Raw genomic sequence first — 17,411 nt, 5'->3', positions numbered from 1 at the left:
GCGCGATTATGCGCGGAATGCATGGATTACGCAGGCGGCAGCGTTGGCCGCACGCCGCGGCGCACCATCATGTCCTCGGCCATAGCCCGCACGGCGGCGCCCGACAGGGCTGCCTGCGCTGCCGGGTAGGCCAGCCCTTCTTCATGCAGGATGTGTTGCCCATACAGGGCGGAGAACTGGTCCAGCTGGGCGATTTCGGTGGCATCCAGGCTGCGTGTGCCCGTGGTGTCGTCGGCAACGGCCTGCAGCACGGCGCGGGCCTGCACCCAGCCGGTTTCCATGGCGCGGTGGTCTTGCATGAGCTGGCGCACCAGGCTGCGCAGAGTGGCATCGGCCCCCAGCAACAGGGGCGGGAACACATGCAGCTCCTCGTCCTGGTGGTGCAGCGGCGCGGCCACGTCAAAGTAACGCAGCACATCGCGGGCGGCCTGGCGGGCGTTGTCGTCGCAGCCCACTTCCTGCAGGTGCTGCTGCAGGCGGGCCATCAGCGCCAGGCTGCGCTGCACACGTTCGTGGCAGGCCTGCAGCATCTCAAACGGTGCTTCAAAACCGGCTTGGGGGGCGGGGTGGGCTAGCAGTGCCATGGTGGGGAGTGTAGCCGCCAGGCCAGCCCCCCAAAGCATTCAAACACTCCTGTTTTCATAGCTGCTTGCGCAGCATCCGCAAGGGCTAGGGGCCTAAAACGCTCTTAAACTGGTGGTTTAAACCTCTGCACCGCCAGCGCACCTTGGCTGGCATGGTCTGGTTGCCAACCCGGGTCAAAACGCCCAGAGCAGCTTGGTCGACAAGGTCTGGTTGAGGAACTGCTCACGCTGCTCCGCGTCGTAGCGGCCCGTGACTTCAAAACCACGGCCGTCCTTGTAGACCACGCCCGCGCCCACCTGTGCGAGCCACGGGTTTTGCGCCATGCCGTTGGTCGTAAACGCGGCGCCCGGTGCGCCGGCAAAGGCGGCGGTGATGCTGCTGCGCTTGTTGATGGTGTCGTAACCCAACCCTGCGCTGGCCACCAGGCTCGTGCGTGTGCTGAGCTTGTGGTCAACGGCCACATCGGCCCCCAACACCAGCGCATCGGTAGAGCGGCCGTCTACCGCCAGATTCAGCAGCCCGGCACCGGTCTCGGTGTAGCTGCTGTCCTTGATCCAGGTGTAATCCGCACGGATGGACGGCACGACTGTGGTTTGTGGATTCATCGCATACGCACGGCTGCCGCGCACACCCGCATGCACCGTCTGGCTGGTGTAGCTGGCCTGTGCCACGCGGGATGCCAGCGGAATGTCGCGGCTGGCGGTATTGTTGTTTTGGCCGATGTCCATCTGCACGCTGACCGCGGTGCGTTCGTCCAGGCTGTAGGTGCCGTAGCCAATGAACTGGTAAGCGTCTACGTTCAGGGTCTGGGGGGCTGCGGCGGAGTTGCCGTCCACCTTGCTGTGCGCCGTGGCAAAGGCACCGCCTACGCGCCACTGGGGCGAAATGCTGCCGTCCACGCCCAAGGCCACACCGCCAGTCGTGGCCTTAAAGCCGGAGACACCGCCCAGATCACCCTGCTTGGCGTAGGAGCCAAACGGTTTGATCCAGAAGTTTTGGTTGCTGAAATCATCACCCGAAGACAGGCCGCTGGTGGCGGCGATGCGCGACTGCACGGTCTGGTTCATGCCAAACAACATGGACTGCGCAGCCGCCGTGGAGCCACCGGTCAGCAAGGGCAAGCTCTGCGAGGCGGCATCGGAATACTGCTGTGTGGTGCTGATGCCGGTGAACAGCGCATTGATGTTGGTATTGGCGTCCAGTACCGCGGCTGCGGCGCCAGCGGGGGTGTTGCTGAGTGCGGTGGTGGCGCTGGCGTAGGTCACCGTGGGGGCGACAACTCCATTTCCGACCGCCAGGTCCCATGCTGCGCCGTCATAGTGCAGCGTCCAGCTATAGGTAAGCCCACCGGATACGAAGGTTCCCGTTTTGTCCATCGTGTTGTTAAACGTCGAGCCACCGGACTTGATGATGACATCCTGGTAAGTGGTACTAGCAGTCACAGCAGACCCGGTGGCGATACCGTAATTGATCGTACTGAAATCCCATGCGGTGTTGTTGACCAATTCGAGCGTTCCGAAAGTGGTCGTATTGACGATGTAGATGTTGTAAGTAACGGGCGCACTGCCCTCGTATTTCAAACCGACTTGCCTGTTGTTCAGCGTGGTAATGGTGCCGACATTCCAGATGCCGGAACCCCCAGATATAGCCCCCATATTGGTGAGCGTCGTGATCGTTCCGTAGTTGTGAATGCCTCTCCTGGTTCCGCTAATCGAACCGGCATTGGTGAGTGTCGTGATCGCGCCTTCATTGGAGATGCCATAACTAGTCCCACCACTCCCCTCAATCATCGCGCCCGCCTGGTTGTTGAGGCTGGAAACACTGGCCACATTGGTCAAAGCGATCCCGCCCCTAAAACCAGCCGTCGACTTAAGGGTGCCTGCGTTTGTAATGGTGACGCCAGTTGCCGTGACGTTGACTCCATTGGAGCCAACGACAGTTGACGTAATGTTCCCGGTCGAAGTAGTCGTGACACTATCACCGTTAGTTTCGAGTGAGCAGTTATCCGTACCCACCTGCGTCGCGCTGATGGTGGTCGACGCTGTCGTGCAGACATCTGCCGCCATAACAGCAGGCGCAACACCCGACATAAGCAAAGCCGCCGCCCAGGCGACGGGGGTGGGGTTGCGACGCCAATTGGGAGATGTGTGTTTTGTCATGTGCTGCATCCAACGCTAGTTAACTGGAGCAGACACAGTACAAAACACCGACAAAGGAAACTGACGAATCCTGACGCGCCCCAAATGCTATGTTTTTAATAGCTTCCAACGCACAACAGACGGTAGCTAGAGGGCTAAATGACCACCAACCGCACGCAGAGCTGGTAGCCCTGGCTGCGAATGGCCTTGACGGGATGCTCCCCCGCCCCGGCCTGCACCAGCTTTTTGCGCAGGCGGGTGATCTGCGCTTCCAGGGTGTTTTTCTTCAGGTCTTCGGACATGGCCATCAGTTGCCAATGGTCCAGCCGCTGCTCGGGCGCGCGGGTAAAGGCGGCCAGCAGGCCCGCCTCCAGCGCCGACAGGCCCACCACTTGCTGCGCGCCCCGCAGCGTCAGCGCGGCCTGGTCCAGCAGCAAGTCTGCCGGGCCGGGTTCCGCGTGTTTGATGCGCCGGGCCAGGGCCAATACGGCGGCGCCCAGCTCTTCCACCGACGTGGGTTTGGTGAGGTAGATGTCGGCTCCGCTGTCATAACCGGCCAGTTTGTCGGCGATCTGGTTGCGTGCGGTGAGCATGATGATGCCCACGTGGGGCTGCGCCGCACGAAAGCGCCGCGCCAGGCTGATGCCGTTTTCGCCGGGCAGGTTCAGGTCCAGCACCAAGAGGTCAATGGGGCGCACGCCAATCTCGTCTACCAGGGCTTCGGCGCTGTCGGCACCGCGTACGTCGTGGCCCATGCCGCGCAGCGACTTGACGGTGATCTCGCGCAGGGCATCGTGGTCTTCCACCACGACGATGTTCAAACGGGTATCCATACTTCGAAACGAACCTCATCGTTAACGGGCGCATAACGCACCCAGCCGCCCAGCAGTTGCAGCATGCCGAACACCAGGTACAGCCCCAGGCCGGAGCCGGTCTGGCTGTAGGCACCTGCACTGCGGTAGTACTTGGCGAACACACGGGTGGCATCGGGCATGCCGGCCGCGCCCGGCGCGTTGGCCACACACACACCCACACCGGCCCGCCCCCCATGCGTCTGCGGCTGCGCGGTGACCTGCACCGTGCTGTGCGGCGCGGCGTATTTAAGCGCGTTGTCCAGCAAATTGCCCAGCGCCATGCGCAGCAGCGGGTAGTCGGTCTGCACCAGGGGCAGGGCCTGGCAAGTGATGCGCAAGCGCTGCGGCGCCTGGCTGGCCAGTTGCAGCTCGTCCAGCAAGGCATCCACCTGGCAAGGCTGGCGTTGGGGTGTGAGCTGGCCCTGCTCCAGGCGGTCGGCCTGCAGGCTGCGCTCCACAATCGCGTCGATGTCCATCACCGAGCGCTGCGCGCCCTGCCGATCGGCTGGGCTGATGTCGGGCAGGCCCAGCGTCATGCGTATGACGGACAGCGGTGTCTTGAGCTCGTGGTTGAGCATGGCCATGAAACGGTTTTGCTGCTCACGCAGGCCCTGCTCGGTGCGCAGGGTCTGCTCCACCCGCACCAGATCCAGCTTGGCAAGCGCGCCCTCGCGCTGCAACTGGCGCGAGCGCAACTGCAACAGCACAAACATCAGGCACACCGCCACCAAGCCATGCAACAGCGTGGCCTGCAGATTCCACTCAATCGCCTGCACCCAGCCCAGCAGCGCCAGCGTGGACAACAACAACGACAGCGCGTAGAGCAGGTACATGGCGCGCAACACACGTCGCCCGGGTGGGGCATCGTGGCGCGCCAGCAGCGCCACCACCACCAGCAAGGGCGCGGCGGCCAGCACACCCAGTGCGTTGATCTGCAGCCCGGCACGCACCTGGCCACTGGCCATGACCGCCAGCGCCAGCGGAAACACCAGCGCCAGCAGGTCGAGCGCACGCAGGGCCAGGCGCGGCGGATCAAACAGCGCCAGCACGGCCCGGTTGACCCGCAGGCTGATGAGCGACATGCAGCACAGCAGCCCGGAGGTGATGCCGTCCAGCGCGCCCGGAGGTGCCGTGGGCCACAGGACCGCCGCATAACCCAGCAAGGTCAGGTTGTAGGGCACGTACGCCGCCAGATACAGCATGAACCACAGCAACACCGGGTCGCGCTGCGCCCGGTAGTTGAAAAGTACGACCACCAGCAGCCCGACCAACAGACCCACGTAGGAAAACTGGAACAGGTTAAGCCGCAGTTCGCGGGCCTCTGCCTCTTGCGGCCGCAGCGCTTCCACGTTGAGCAGCGTGGCGCTGGTAGTTTGCAGGCGCAGGTAGTAGGTGGTTTGCGGCGTGGTGGAGTGCACGGTAAACCCCAACGTCACGGCCGCGCGCTCCCGCGCCGGGAACGGCACACGGTCACCCGTGGTGCGCACCTTCCAGCCGCCGCCTGGGGCGGGCTCAAACAGCGTCACCGTGTCAAGAAAGGTGGGGCGGATGCGCAGCACCAGCTCGTCACCCTGCGTGGGCGCACGCACCACCAGGCGCAGCCAGTGCACCGAGTCGGTATACCCTTTGGTGAGAATCGGCCCCACGGGCTGGAAATTCGCATCGACCATGTCGTCCACAGTGAACGTGCCCGCCGGGTCTTCCAGCACGGCGCGGGACAGCATGAAGTCTTCGCATCGTGCCGCAGGAGAAAATGCCAGACTGGCTACACACACCATGAACACGAAGAATGAACGCATGGGGCGCATCCTAATGGACCCGCCCCGCACGCACTGGCAACAAGGCTTGCGGGCGGGCCTGATGTGCGCCGTGCTGGCGCTCACGGGATGGATCACAGGCTGCGCCCCGCTGTCGGGCGAGAGCCGCTGGCAACGGGCAGATGCGCTGGCTACCCAGGCGCGCTGGCACCCGCAGCGTATCGTGACTGCGCCTTTTGTACTGCGCGCCTATGTGCCGCAACCGCGCGTACGCGCCGATACCCTGACGGTCTACATCGAAGGTGATGGTCTGGCCTGGCTCAGCCCGACCGAGATCTCTGCCGACCCGACGCCGCGCACACCCGTAGCACTACAAATGGCGTTGCGCCACCCGGATGCTGCCGTAGCCTACCTGGCGCGCCCCTGCCAGTACGTGGCCGCGGCCGACACGCAGCACTGCGACCCACGTTTTTGGACCAGCGCCCGTTTTGCCCCCGAGGTGGTACAGGCCACCGACCAGGCGCTGACCACGCTGATGCAGGACGTGGGCGCGCGCCAGTTGGTGCTGGTGGGTTACTCGGGCGGAGGTGCGGTGGCCGCGCTGGTGGCGGCACGGCGCAAGGACGTGTTGCGCCTGGTCACCGTAGCCGGCAACCTGGACCACGCCGCATGGACGCAGTGGCACAAGGTGACGCCCTTGTCCGGTTCACTGAATCCGGCAGACGAATGGGAAGGGCTGCGTGAGGTGCCACAAATCCACCTGGCGGGCGCGCGGGACACCGTGGTGCCGCCGCCGTTGGCGCAAGCCTATGTAGACCGCTACCCCGCAGGCCAACAGCCGCAACTGCGCGTGTTACCCGAGCAAGACCACAGTTGTTGCTGGGCCAATGCCTGGCCAGTGCTGGCAGCGCAGGTGTTGCCCCCGCCCGATTAACAGCGGCCCCTAGCCCAGATTTCCACGCAGCAGGGCTTCGTACCGTGTGCGGGTCGCGGGTGCCACCGACTCCAGCACCTGGGCATACGGCGTCTTGTGCCGCGCCAGTAGCCGGGCCGAGGCCACCGCCTTGGAACGGCAATACCAGTGGCAGGTGTGTTGCATCAAAAACAGTTCGGCCGACAAGGTAAACGCCTTGGCCTTCTGGCTGCGCTGGTCGCGGTTTTCCACCGCGTCGGCAATCGCCTGGGCGTGGATCACAAAGGCCTGGCGAAGGTCAAACGTGGCGGCGGGCAGGAGCGTGGTGGCAAACGGCAGGGCCACGGGCAGCTTGCTGACCCGGGTGAGTGCCGCGTCCTCGCCCGCAAACTCGGCCGCAAAGGCCTGGAACTGGTCGCGCAGCTTGACCTCCTGCGCGTCCAGAAAACTCCACACCTGCGCCTGGCGCTCGGCATCGGCCTCGCCCAACGCGCGCAGGTAACCCTCGGTCAGGCCTTCCATGAGTTTTTCGATGTCGTACCGCGACAGATGGCTGCCCAGCAACACGATGCGCTGGCGCTGGTCGCGGGTTTTGAGCACCAACACGCCAATCACCAGCGCAGCAAAAATCAGAAGGTCCATGGGGAGAAAAAATCAAACAACCAGGCGGCGAAATAGCCGGCGCAGAGTGTACGCGGCCCGCCAAAGCCCCTGATTCTGAATGCAAAAACGCTATCAAATCAGGAGCTGCTTGCGCAATACCTACGGGCGCTAGAGGCCTAAAACACCCTCAACTCACTCCGCACTTTGCTGCAGTGCCCACATCGCCGCATACCGGCCGTTGGCGGCCAGCAGCTGGGCGTGCGTGCCGCGCTCGATGATGTGGCCGGCGTCCATGACCAGGATCTCGTGGGCATCGACCACGGTGGAGAGGCGGTGGGCGATGACCAGGGTGGTCTTGTTTTGCGACACGCCGGCCAGCTCGGCCTGGATGGCGCGCTCGTTGGCGCTGTCCAGCGCGCTGGTGGCTTCGTCAAAAATCATCACCGGCGGGTTCTTCAGCAGCGTGCGGGCAATCGCCACGCGCTGCTTTTCGCCGCCACTGAGCTTGAGGCCGCGCTCGCCGACCATGGTGTCGTAGGCCTTGGGCGCTGCGGCGATGAAGGCGTGGATGTGCGCCGCCTTGGCGGCCGCCTCCACCTCGGTGCGCGTGGCGCCGGGGCGGCCGTAGGCGATGTTGTATTCCACCGTGTCGTTGAACAGCACCGTGTCTTGCGGCACGATGCCAATGGCTTGGCGCACGCTGCTTTGCGTGACCTGTTTGATGTCTTGCCCGGCGATGGTGATGCGGCCCTGCTGCACGTCGTAAAAACGGAACAGCAGGCGCGCCAGCGTGGACTTGCCCGAGCCGCTGGGGCCGACCACGGCCACCGTCTTACCGGCCGGAATCTCGAAGCTGATGCCGTGCAGGATGGTGCGCGCCGCGGTGCCCGCCGCAGCAGCGCTGCCGGCCGGGTCGTAGCTGAAGGTGACGTTGTCAAACCGCACGGCAGCATCGGCGCCGCTGGCGGCCAGCTGCAAGGGCTGGGCGCCCGGCACATCGGCAATCTCGCGTTCACGCTCCATCAGCGTGAACATTTTTTCCAGATCGGTCAGGCTCTGTTTGATCTCGCGGTAGATCACGCCCAGAAAGTTCAGCGGGATATAGAGCTGGATCATGAAGGCGTTGACCATGACCAGATCGCCCAGCGTCATGCGGCCGTCCACCACGCCCTGGGTGGCGCGCCACAGCATGGTCACCAGTGCGCTGGCGATGATGAGCTGCTGGCCGGTGTTGAGCAGGGACAGCGTGGTCTGGCTCTTGACCGCCGCGCGGCGGTACTTCTCCAGGTTTTCGTCGTAGCGCTGGGCTTCAAATTCTTCGTTGTTGAAGTACTTCACCGTTTCGTAGTTCAGCAAGGAATCGATGGCGCGGCTGTGAGCCGTGCTGTCCATGTCGTTCATCTTCTTGCGGAACTGGGTGCGCCACTCGGTCACGGTGATGGTGAAGGCGATGTAGACCACCAGCGCCACGATGGTGATCCAGGCAAACCAGACATCGAACTTGACCGCCAGCAGCGTGAGCACCAGCGTTACCTCGATCAGTGTGGGGATGATGCTGTAGAGCGAATAGCTGATGAGCGAATGCACGCCACGCGTGCCGCGCTCGATGTCACGCGTCATGCCACCGGTCTGGCGCTCCAGGTGGAAGCGCAGGCTCATGGCGTGCAGGTGGCGGAACACTTGCAGGCTGATGCTGCGCGCCGCCCCCTCGGTGGCCTTGGCAAACACCAGTTCGCGCAACTCGGTGAACAGCGAGGTGGACAGGCGCAGCGCGCCGTAGCCCAGCAGCAATGCCGCAGGCACCACCAGCAACGCGGCAGGGTCGCCGGCCTTCAGCGTCATGGCATCCACCAAATTCTTGAGCAGCAGCGGCACGCCCACGTTGGCCATCTTGGCGCCGACCATGAAGGCCAGCGCGGCCATCACGCGCCATTTGTAGATCCACAGGTAGGGGAACAGGCGGCGCAGCGTGTCCCAGTCGGACTTGGGGGGGACCGCGGCTGCGGCCCCGGTGGCAGAAGCGTGGGCCAATGGGGCGGCGGCGGGGAGACCTGAGGGGCGCATGGGGGACAATCCGGGATAAGTTTCAAGTCAGGATTGTGCCCATGTCTACCAATGCAAGCCCGTTGCTCGTTCAATTACCCACAGACCAGGAGCTGGTGCTCAAAGTTATTCCCATGCCCGGCGACTGCAATGCCAACGGCGACATCTTTGGCGGCTGGGTCATGGCCCAGGTGGACCTGGCCGGCTCGGTGCTGCCGGCGCGCTACACCCAGGGCCGCATGGCCACGGTGGCGGTGAACGAATTTGTCTTCAAGCAGCCGGTGCGCGTGGGCGACATCCTGAGTTTTTTCAGCAAGGTCAGCCGGATTGGCCGCACCTCCATCACCGTGAAGGTGGAGGTCTATGCCGAGCGTTTTCGCACCCAGGGGCAGTACATCAAAGTCACCGAAGCGTCACTCACCTATGTGGCCATTGACGACAACGGACAGCCCCGCGAGATCCCGGTTCGTACCCTGTAACGCTATATTTTTAGTAGCTGCTTGCGCAACACCCACGCTGGCCACGGGCCAATTTCACTTAAATCTCGCGTGAACCCCTCCGCACAGCCGATAGCCCCGCGCTAAGGGTCTACGAGATCAGTGAGAACCCTATCGGTAAAACAGGGGGCTCCCGCTATAACCGAACTGCACAACACGAGGAGGCAAGGTGCAGTTCCTTCAATTGCTGATCAGCGGCGTCGCACAGGGGTGCATTTACGGCCTGATCGCACTGGGCTTCGTGCTCATTTACAAAGCGACCGAAACCGTCAGCTTCGCCCAGGGTGAGCTGATGATGCTGGGCGCCTTTGGCGGCCTGGTGGGCATGACCATGCTGGGCTTTCCCTACTGGGTGGCGGTGCCCAGCGCCATCGTGGCCATGGCGGTGTTCGGCATCCTGCTGGAGCGCGTGGTCATCCGCCCCATCCTGGGGCAACCGGCTTTCTCCATCGTCATGCTGACCATCGGCATTGGGTATGTGGCGCGCGGCCTGATCACCATGATCCCCGGCATTGGCACCGACACCAACGCCCTGCCCGTGCCCTACAAGGACGAAATTCTCAAATTTGGCGGCAACGAGATGGGCATTGGGGCGCTGGTGCTGAACGTGGAGCACCTGGTCATCATCGGCGCCACCGGCATTTTGTGTGTGTTGTTGTTTGCGCTGTTTCGCTACAGCAAGGTGGGGCTAGCCATGCAGGCCGCCTCGCAAAACCAGTTGGCCGCCTACTACATGGGCATTCCGGTGCAGCGGCTCAATGGCCTGGCCTGGGGCCTGGCCGCGGCTGTGGCGGCCATTGCCGGCATCTTGCTGGCCCCCATCACCTTTGTGCACGCCAACATGGGCTTTATTGGGCTCAAAGCCTTTCCGGCCGCGGTGGTGGGCGGTTTTGGCAGCTTACCGGGCGCGATTGTGGGCGGGCTGGTGATTGGCCTGGTGGAGTCGTTTTCCGGCTTCTACCTGCCCGACGGCTTCAAGGACACCGCGGCCTATGTGGTGGTGCTGGTCATGCTGATGGTCAAACCCAACGGCCTGTTTGGCGAAAAACTGCGGAAGAAAGTATGACCCCCACGTTTGTCACTGCGTGTACTGCACTGCCCCCCAAGGGGGCCTATTCCCCTAGGGGCGGCCCGTCGGGGAATTAAATATGCGTTTCATATTCAAGACTGACTATGCGCAGGACATCAAGCTTGCCAAACATGGCGGGCATGTGTTCTGGTACAGCGTGCTGGCGGCTTTTTTGCTGGCCGCGCCCTGGTTGCTCACCGAGTACAGCCTGGCCCAGCTCAACCTGGTGCTGATCTACGCGGTGGCCGGCCTGGGGCTGATGCTGCTGGCCGGGTTTACCGGACAGTTTTCGCTAGGGCATGCGGCCTTTCTGGGCGTGGGGGCGTATACCCAGGCCTACCTCACCGGGGTCGGCCTGCCCTTCTTTTTGTCGCTGGGCGTCTCGGGCTTTTTGTCGGCGCTGATCGGCATTGTGGTGGGCTTGCCCGCGCTGCGGCTCAAGGGCATTTACCTGGGCATGGCCACGTTGTCCTTTGGTTTCATCATCGAAGAGGTGTTTGCGCGCTGGGAATCGGTCACGGGTGGCAACGCGGGCAAGTCGGTCGCGGCCATCAAGCTGCTGGGTTACGACCTGGGCAGCGGTGCCGGGTTTTACTTTGTCTGCCTGCTGGTCACTGTGGTCTGCACCCTGGGCATTCTGAACCTGCTGCGTGCCCCCACCGGCCGGGCCTTTGTGGCGATCCGTGACTCCGAAATCTCAGCGCAAAGCATGGGCATCCACCTGGCCTATTACAAGACGCTGTCCTTCTCCATCTCCGCGGCCCTGGCTGGCATGGCAGGGGCGCTGTACGCGCACAACCTGCGCTTTATCTCGCCCGACCAGTTCAACCTGATGCAGTCCATCGACCTGCTGCTGATGATCGTGATCGGCGGCCTGGGCTCCATCCACGGCGTGTTTCTGGGCGCCATCTTCCTGATCATCCTGCCGCAGGGCATCTCGGCGGTGAAAGAGTTTCTGCCCGATTTCATTGGCCAGGCGCCAGGGCTCAAGAGTGTGATTTACGGCAGCATGCTGATCGCTTTTGTGCTGTTCGAGCCCATGGGCCTGTATGGCCGCTGGCTCAAGGTTCGCACCTATTTGCAGATGTTCCCGTTCTACCGCAAGGGCATGTTCAAGCGGCAGAAGTCGTTCCAGAAATCGGACAGACTGAAATGACTGATTCCTTACTCTCCGCCAACAACCTCAGCGTGCGCTTTGGCGGCGTGCTGGCCGTGAACCAGGTTAGCTTTGAAGTCAAGCAGGGCGAGGTGTTCACCCTCATCGGCCCGAATGGCGCAGGCAAGACCACGGTGTTCAACCTGATCAGCCGCATCTACACGCCCACCACAGGCGACATCGACTACCTGGGCCCACAAGGCCTGCTCAAACTCACGGCACAGCCGCCACAAGACGTGGCCTCGCTGGGCATTGCGCGCACCTTCCAGAACATTGAGCTGTTTGAGCACGCCAGCGTGCTGCACAACCTGCTGATTGGCCGCCACACCCACCGCCGCACCGGGCTGTGGCAAGACCTGTTTTTCACCTCGGCCGTGCGCGAGGCTGAGCTCAAGGCCCGCGAAAAAGCGGAAGAAGTGATCGAGTTTCTGGACCTGCAGCACCACCGCGATGCACTGGTGGCCGGCCTGCCCTATGGCGTGCGCAAGGTGGTGGAAATGGCGCGGGCCCTGTGCACCGAACCCAAACTGCTGCTGCTGGACGAGCCGTCCAGCGGTTTGAACGTGGAAGAGACCGATGACATGGCCTTCTGGATCCAGGACATCAAGAACGAGCTGGGCATCACCGTGCTGATGGTGGAACACGACATGAGCCTGGTGTCCAAGGTGAGCGACCGCGTGTTGGCCATGAACCAGGGCGAGGTGCTGGCCATGGGCACACCGCGCGAAGTGCAGGCCGACGCCGGCGTAGTGGAGGCCTACCTGGGCTCCATCGACGATGTGTCGTCGCTGCGCCGCCAGAACACCACGGAGGCCACATGAGTACCCAGCCGCCGCCCATCAGCGACCAACCGGTGCTCAAGCTGCTGAATGTGGAGAGCGCCTACGGCCCCATCAAGGCGATCCGCGGCGTGAGCCTGCAGGTGCGCCGTGGCGAGATTGCCACCGTGCTGGGCAGCAACGGTGCGGGCAAAACCACCATCCTCAAGACCATCTCCGGCATCATCGACCCGCGCAAGGGCTCGGTGGAGTTCAAGGGTGAAGACATCACCGCCAAAGATCCGTCCTACATCGTGGAGGAAGGCCTGAGCCATGTGCCCGAGGGGCGCGAGGTATTCCCCCTGCTCAGCGTGCGCGACAACCTGCTCATGGGCGCCTACACGCGTGCGGACCGCGACGGTGTGGCCAAGGACATCGAAACGGTGTACGGCTACTTCCCCATCCTCAAAGAGCGTGCCACCCAGGACGCGGGCCTGCTCTCGGGCGGGCAGCAGCAAATGCTGGCCATCAGCCGCGCGCTGATGGCCAACCCCGACCTGATCCTGCTGGACGAGCCCAGCCTGGGCCTGAGCCCGAAACTCACCAAAGAGATCTTCGAGATTGTGGTGCGCATCAACCGCGAACGCGGCACCACCATCCTGCTGGTGGAGCAAAACGCCAACATGGCGCTCAACGCCTCGGACTACGGCTATGTGCTGGAGAACGGCCGCATCGTCATGGAAGACACCTGTGCCCACCTGCGCGAGAAGGACGACATCAAGGAGTTCTATCTGGGCATGAAAGAAGACGGCGTGCGCGGCGAGCGGCGCTGGAAAAAGAAAAAGACCTGGAGATGACGATGACCCCCACGCTCCACCGCTACGCGGGTCGCTGCCCCCCAAGGGGGCTAATTTGCCTTGGGGCGGCCCGGCGGCAAATTGCCGTTTCCGCCGAGTTGCTTCGTGGGCAAACGTTGAGGACAGCAGCATGAGCGGACTTTGGGACACCTCACATATTCAACCGCGCAGTGACATCGTCATGGCGGGCGACACCATTCCTGCCATGTTCTGGAACGCGGTGGCGCAGCGCGGCCCGAATATCTGGATGCGCCAGAAGCACCTGGGTCTGTGGCGCAGCTGGACCTGGAACCAGACCGCCGACGCCGTGCGCGAGATTGCCGGCGGCCTGATGAGTTTGGGGTTTCAGAAAGGCGACACGGCTTCGGTGCTGGCCAACACCGTGGTGGAGTGGGTCTGGGCAGACCTGGGCGTGTTGTCCGCCGGTGGCGTGTCCAACGGCATCTACCCCACCGACGCGGCCAGCCAGGTGCACTACCTGTGCGAAGACTCGTCCACCAGCGTCCTGTTTGTGGAGGACGACGAGCAACTCGACAAGGCACTGGAAGTGCGCGACCAGTGCCCCCAACTGCGCACCATCGTCGTGTTTGACATGGAAGGCCTGCGCGGGCTGGCTGACCCCGGCGTGATCAGCCTGGACGCGCTGCGTGCCTTGGGCCGCGCCTACAACGCCACCCATCCGCAGGCGGTGCAGCAGCGTGTGGACGCCTGCAAACCGCAAGACCTGGCGATTCTGGTCTACACCTCGGGCACCACGGGCAAACCCAAAGGCGCCATGCACTTGCACCAGGGCCTGGTCTACACGGTGCGCGGCTTTAACACCCTGATTGCACAAAGTGACCAGGACGAACGTATGTGTTTTCTGCCGCTGTGCCACATTGCAGAGCGCATGGGCGGTGAATACTTCGCGCTCTACACCGGGGCCAAACTCAACTTTGTGGAGAACCCCGAGACCATCCCCGAGAACGTGCGTGAGATTGCGCCCACGGTCTTCACCGCGGTGCCGCGTGTATGGGAAAAGTTTTACTCGGGTGTGATGATCGGGCTTAAGGAGGCCGGCTTCATCCAGCAGGCGGCCTACGGCTGGGCCATTGGGGTGGGCACGCGTATTGCGGACCGGGTGCTGGCGGGCCAGCCCGTGGGTGGCTGGCTGAAGCTGCAGTTTCGCGTGGCGCAAGTGCTGGCGCTCAACAATGTGCGCAAACTCATTGGCATCCACCGCGCGCGTTACCTGGTCACCGGGGCGGCTCCCATCTCGCCCGACCTGGTGCGCTGGTACCTCGCTTTGGGCGTGCCCATGCTGGAGGTCTGGGGCATGACCGAGACCTGCGGCGCCTCCACCGGTGTGCCGGCCAACAAGATCAAACCCGGCTCGATTGGCCCTGCGGCAGGCTTTAACGAAGTAAAACTGGACCCGGCCACCGGTGAAATTTTGGTGCGTGGCCACAACGTGTTTGCCGGCTACCTGAACTTGCCAGAGAAGACTGCCGAAACCCTCACGGCGGATGGCTGGCTGCACACGGGTGACGTGGGGGTGGAGGACGAAGACGGCTACTTCCGCATCACCGACCGCATGAAGGACATCATCATCACCGCGGGTGGCAAAAACATCACGCCCAGCGAGCTGGAGAACGACCTGAAGTTCTCGCCCTACATCACCGATGCGGTGGTGATTGGCGACAAACGCGCCTACCTCACGGTGATTGTGATGATCGACCAGGAAAACGTGGAGAAGTTTGCCCAGGACGCCGATGTGCCGTTCAGCAACTACACGTCGCTGACCCGCGCGCCCGAGGTGCAGGCGCTGATCCAGACCGAGCTGGACCGGGTGAACAAGAAGTTTGCGCGCGTGGAGCAGATCAAGAAGTTCTTCCTGCTGGAAAACCAGCTCACGGCAGAAGACGAGGAACTCACCCCCACCATGAAGCTCAAACGCAAGCTGGTGGAGAAAAAATACGAAGCCCAGATCGAGGCCATGTACCGTTGATTGCGTGTGTAACTAATTAATCCAGGAGACAAACCATGAAACTGAGAACCGCCCTATCCCTCGCCACCCTGGCCCTCGCGGCCACCGGAGCCAGCGCCCAACAAGGCGTCAGCAAGGACGAAATCCTGCTCGGCTCCATCCAGGACTTGTCCGGCCCCATCGCCGGTTTTGGCAAGCAGGCCCGCTTAGGGATGCTGCTGGCCGTGGACGAGATCAATGAACAAGGCGGCATCAATGGGCGCAAGGTCAAGATCCTGGTCGAAGACTCGGCCTACGACCCCAAGAAAGCGGTGCTGGCAGCCCAGAAACTGGTCAACCAAGACAAGATTTTCATGATGGTGGGCCACATTGGCACGGCGCAAAACATGGCCGCCATGCCGGTGCAGTTTGAGAAAAACGTGGCCAACTTCTTCCCCATCACGGCCGCACGCGAGATGTACGAGCCCTTCCACAAGCTCAAGTACTCGTATGCCGCCCCCTACTACGACCAGATGCGCCTGGCCGTGCCCAAACTGGTGAAGGAAAAGGCGGCCAAGAAGGTCTGCACCCTGTACCAGGACGACGACTTTGGCCTGGAAGTGCTCAAGGGCGGTGAGGATGGCCTGAAGACCATCGGCATGGAGTTTGCCGAGAAAACCTCGTACAAACGGGGCGCCACCGACTTCTCGTCCCAGGTCTCCAAGATGCAGGCCAGTGGCTGTGACTTCATCGTGCTGGGCACCATCATCCGCGAGACCATTGGCGCCGTGGCCACGGCCCGCAAGCTGGGCTACAACCCCACCTTTATCGGGACCAGTGCGGCCTACACCGACCTGATCCACAAGCTGGGTGGCCCTGCCATGAACGGTGTATACGCCACCATGACCGTGCAAAACCCCTACACCGATGAGCAGTCCCCGGCCATCCGTTTCTGGGCCAACAAGTACAAGACCAAGTTCAACGAAGACCCCACCGTCTTCTCGGTCTACGGCTACAGCATCGTCAACATTTTTGCCAGCGTGGCCAACAAGGCGGGCAAGAACCTGAGCACCGACGGCTTCATCAAGGTGATGGACACCCTGACCATCCAGCCCGACATGTTTGGCTCACCGTTGCAGACCTTCACGGCCACCAAACGTCTGGGCAGTGCGGCATCCCGCCTGTCCCAGATCACCGATGGCAAATGGAAAGTGATGTCGGAGTACGTGGGCGATATGCCTGCCAAGAAATAAGGGGCCCGCGCCTTGCAACACAAAGCCACCGCAAGGTGGCTTTTTTTTCGTCTCAGGCGCTCCAGGTGCTGCCGTTGCGGGCCTGCGCAAAACTCGCGTACTGTTGGGCCGCCTTGAGCAGGGCGTTTTGTTGCATCTGCAAAACGGTGGCCTTGCTCGACAAGGTGTTGACCGATTGGCCAATACCCCCGCCGCTACCCAGCTCTTTGGTGGCCACCTTGTCCACCAGACCACCCAGCTTGGACAAGGTACCCAACACAGCCGTTGGCGATGCCTTGAACGCAGCCTCCAGCTTGCTGTTGTCCAGCTTCAGACTGCCGTCGCTGGCCTTGGTAAATCCCATCTGGCGCAGCGCGTCTACCCGGGAGAAGTCGGCGGTCATGGCGCGCGTCATGCCGCGGCTGATGCGCTCGACCCCACTGCTGGCCGCAGCGGCCGACTGGGTGGAGGCCACCATGGTGTTGAAGGTGCTGACGAAGCTGGCCAGGGCCTTTTTCACCTCGTCGCTGCTGGCCGTGTCTTTGAGGGTGCCCAGGGCCTTGGCAGCGGTTTGGCTGGCAGCCACCGAGGCCTTGAATTTACCCAGCGTGGAGAGGCTGGCGGTGGCTGTGTCCAGCATGCTCTGAAGCTTGGTGCTGGACTTTTGCAAACCGGCCGTGATGGGGTCGGCCTTCTCCGCAGCCTGTGCGGCGGTTTGGCTGTTGGTGGTGGCGGTGCTGGTGAGCGCGCTGCTCAGTGGGCTGATGGTCATGCGGGGTCCCTGTGCAAGCCGGAATCTTGTCCACTCCTGCGCGCCCCAAACGGCCGATGTGGCAGGGGAAGGCCGTTTATTTCATCAAAATTGAATGAAATCAGCCCCTAGCCCCGGCCCGCTCAAAAGTGAAGTGCAACACACCGATTGAAACTTCAATAAGGTGTGTTCATGAAACTGAAGCAAGAATACAAACAGCTGGACTACCAAGAGCGCCAGACCATCGCTGTAT

General features: G+C 62.7%; 15 protein-coding genes. 8 read left to right on the top strand and 7 right to left on the bottom strand.

The genetic code is table 11. The annotated features are described in order from the left end of the window. Positions 1-26: 26 nt before the first annotated feature. The 4 genes from AC097A_RS13805 to AC097A_RS13790 form a co-directional block, all read right to left on the bottom strand. On the bottom strand, positions 27-584 hold the full coding sequence (locus AC097A_RS13805) for a hemerythrin domain-containing protein (protein WP_479621298.1): 558 nt from the start codon (positions 582-584) through the stop codon (positions 27-29). Between the two features lie 174 nt (positions 585-758). Then, positions 759-2,027 (bottom strand): autotransporter outer membrane beta-barrel domain-containing protein, encoded by a 1,269-nt coding sequence (locus AC097A_RS13800; protein WP_479621297.1) that lies wholly within the window; start codon positions 2,025-2,027, stop codon positions 759-761. Between the two features lie 851 nt (positions 2,028-2,878). After that, positions 2,879-3,556: a response regulator transcription factor gene (locus AC097A_RS13795; RefSeq protein WP_479621296.1), complete on the bottom strand. Its 678-nt coding sequence runs from the start codon at positions 3,554-3,556 to the stop codon at positions 2,879-2,881. After that, entirely contained in the window at positions 3,541-5,376 is a 1,836-nt protein-coding gene (locus AC097A_RS13790) for a sensor histidine kinase (RefSeq protein WP_479621295.1), read from the bottom strand. The genes AC097A_RS13795 and AC097A_RS13790 overlap by 16 nt, the downstream gene beginning before the upstream one ends. Here AC097A_RS13790 and AC097A_RS13785 point away from each other — a divergent pair. Next, on the top strand, positions 5,354-6,268 hold the full coding sequence (locus tag AC097A_RS13785) for an alpha/beta hydrolase (protein WP_479621294.1): 915 nt from the start codon (positions 5,354-5,356) through the stop codon (positions 6,266-6,268). The two genes, AC097A_RS13790 and AC097A_RS13785, sit on opposite strands and share 23 nt — an antisense overlap. Before the next feature lie 9 nt (positions 6,269-6,277). On the opposite strand, the gene AC097A_RS13780 is transcribed toward AC097A_RS13785, so the two are convergent. After that, a complete protein-coding gene (locus AC097A_RS13780) occupies positions 6,278-6,889 on the bottom strand; it encodes a hypothetical protein (protein WP_479621293.1) in 612 nt (203 codons plus the stop codon). Positions 6,890-7,042: 153 nt separating this feature from the next. Continuing rightward, the gene (locus AC097A_RS13775; protein WP_479621292.1) at positions 7,043-8,914 is read right to left on the bottom strand and encodes an ABCB family ABC transporter ATP-binding protein/permease; all 1,872 of its coding nucleotides are present in this window, start codon (positions 8,912-8,914) and stop codon (positions 7,043-7,045) included. 41 nt (positions 8,915-8,955) lie between these two features. Here AC097A_RS13775 and AC097A_RS13770 point away from each other — a divergent pair, with 41 nt between their 5' ends. The 7 genes from AC097A_RS13770 (at position 8,956) to AC097A_RS13740 (ending at position 16,428) form a co-directional block, all read left to right on the top strand. Continuing rightward, entirely contained in the window at positions 8,956-9,372 is a 417-nt protein-coding gene (locus AC097A_RS13770; protein WP_479621291.1) for an acyl-CoA thioesterase, read from the top strand. A 187-nt stretch (positions 9,373-9,559) separates the two neighbouring features. Further along, positions 9,560-10,456: a branched-chain amino acid ABC transporter permease gene (locus AC097A_RS13765; protein ID WP_479621290.1), complete on the top strand. Its 897-nt coding sequence runs from the start codon at positions 9,560-9,562 to the stop codon at positions 10,454-10,456. Between the two features lie 82 nt (positions 10,457-10,538). Next, positions 10,539-11,615, top strand: a complete 1,077-nt coding sequence (locus tag AC097A_RS13760; protein ID WP_105262055.1) for a branched-chain amino acid ABC transporter permease — start codon at positions 10,539-10,541, stop codon at positions 11,613-11,615. Next, positions 11,612-12,436: an ABC transporter ATP-binding protein gene (locus AC097A_RS13755; RefSeq protein WP_479621289.1), complete on the top strand. Its 825-nt coding sequence runs from the start codon at positions 11,612-11,614 to the stop codon at positions 12,434-12,436. The genes AC097A_RS13760 and AC097A_RS13755 overlap by 4 nt, the downstream gene beginning before the upstream one ends. Continuing rightward, complete coding sequence (locus tag AC097A_RS13750; RefSeq protein WP_105262053.1) at positions 12,433-13,230, top strand: ABC transporter ATP-binding protein; 798 nt, start codon at positions 12,433-12,435, stop codon at positions 13,228-13,230. The genes AC097A_RS13755 and AC097A_RS13750 overlap by 4 nt, the downstream gene beginning before the upstream one ends. Positions 13,231-13,360: 130 nt before the next feature. Then, positions 13,361-15,217 carry an AMP-dependent synthetase/ligase gene (locus AC097A_RS13745; protein WP_479621288.1) on the top strand — a complete coding sequence of 619 codons (1,857 nt, stop codon included), beginning with the start codon at positions 13,361-13,363 and terminating at the stop codon, positions 15,215-15,217. Positions 15,218-15,252: 35 nt separating this feature from the next. Continuing rightward, positions 15,253-16,428, top strand: a complete 1,176-nt coding sequence (locus AC097A_RS13740; protein WP_315473945.1) for an ABC transporter substrate-binding protein — start codon at positions 15,253-15,255, stop codon at positions 16,426-16,428. Positions 16,429-16,480: 52 nt separating this feature from the next. Here AC097A_RS13740 and AC097A_RS13735 read toward each other — a convergent pair whose 3' ends face one another. Next, positions 16,481-17,179: a flagellar filament capping protein FliD gene (locus AC097A_RS13735; RefSeq protein WP_315494996.1), complete on the bottom strand. Its 699-nt coding sequence runs from the start codon at positions 17,177-17,179 to the stop codon at positions 16,481-16,483. Positions 17,180-17,411: the final 232 nt, after the last annotated feature.

The sequence above is a fragment of the Rhodoferax sp. XS2R6 genome, assembly GCF_056521365.1.
This window is presented reverse-complemented; position numbering and strand designations above follow the sequence as displayed.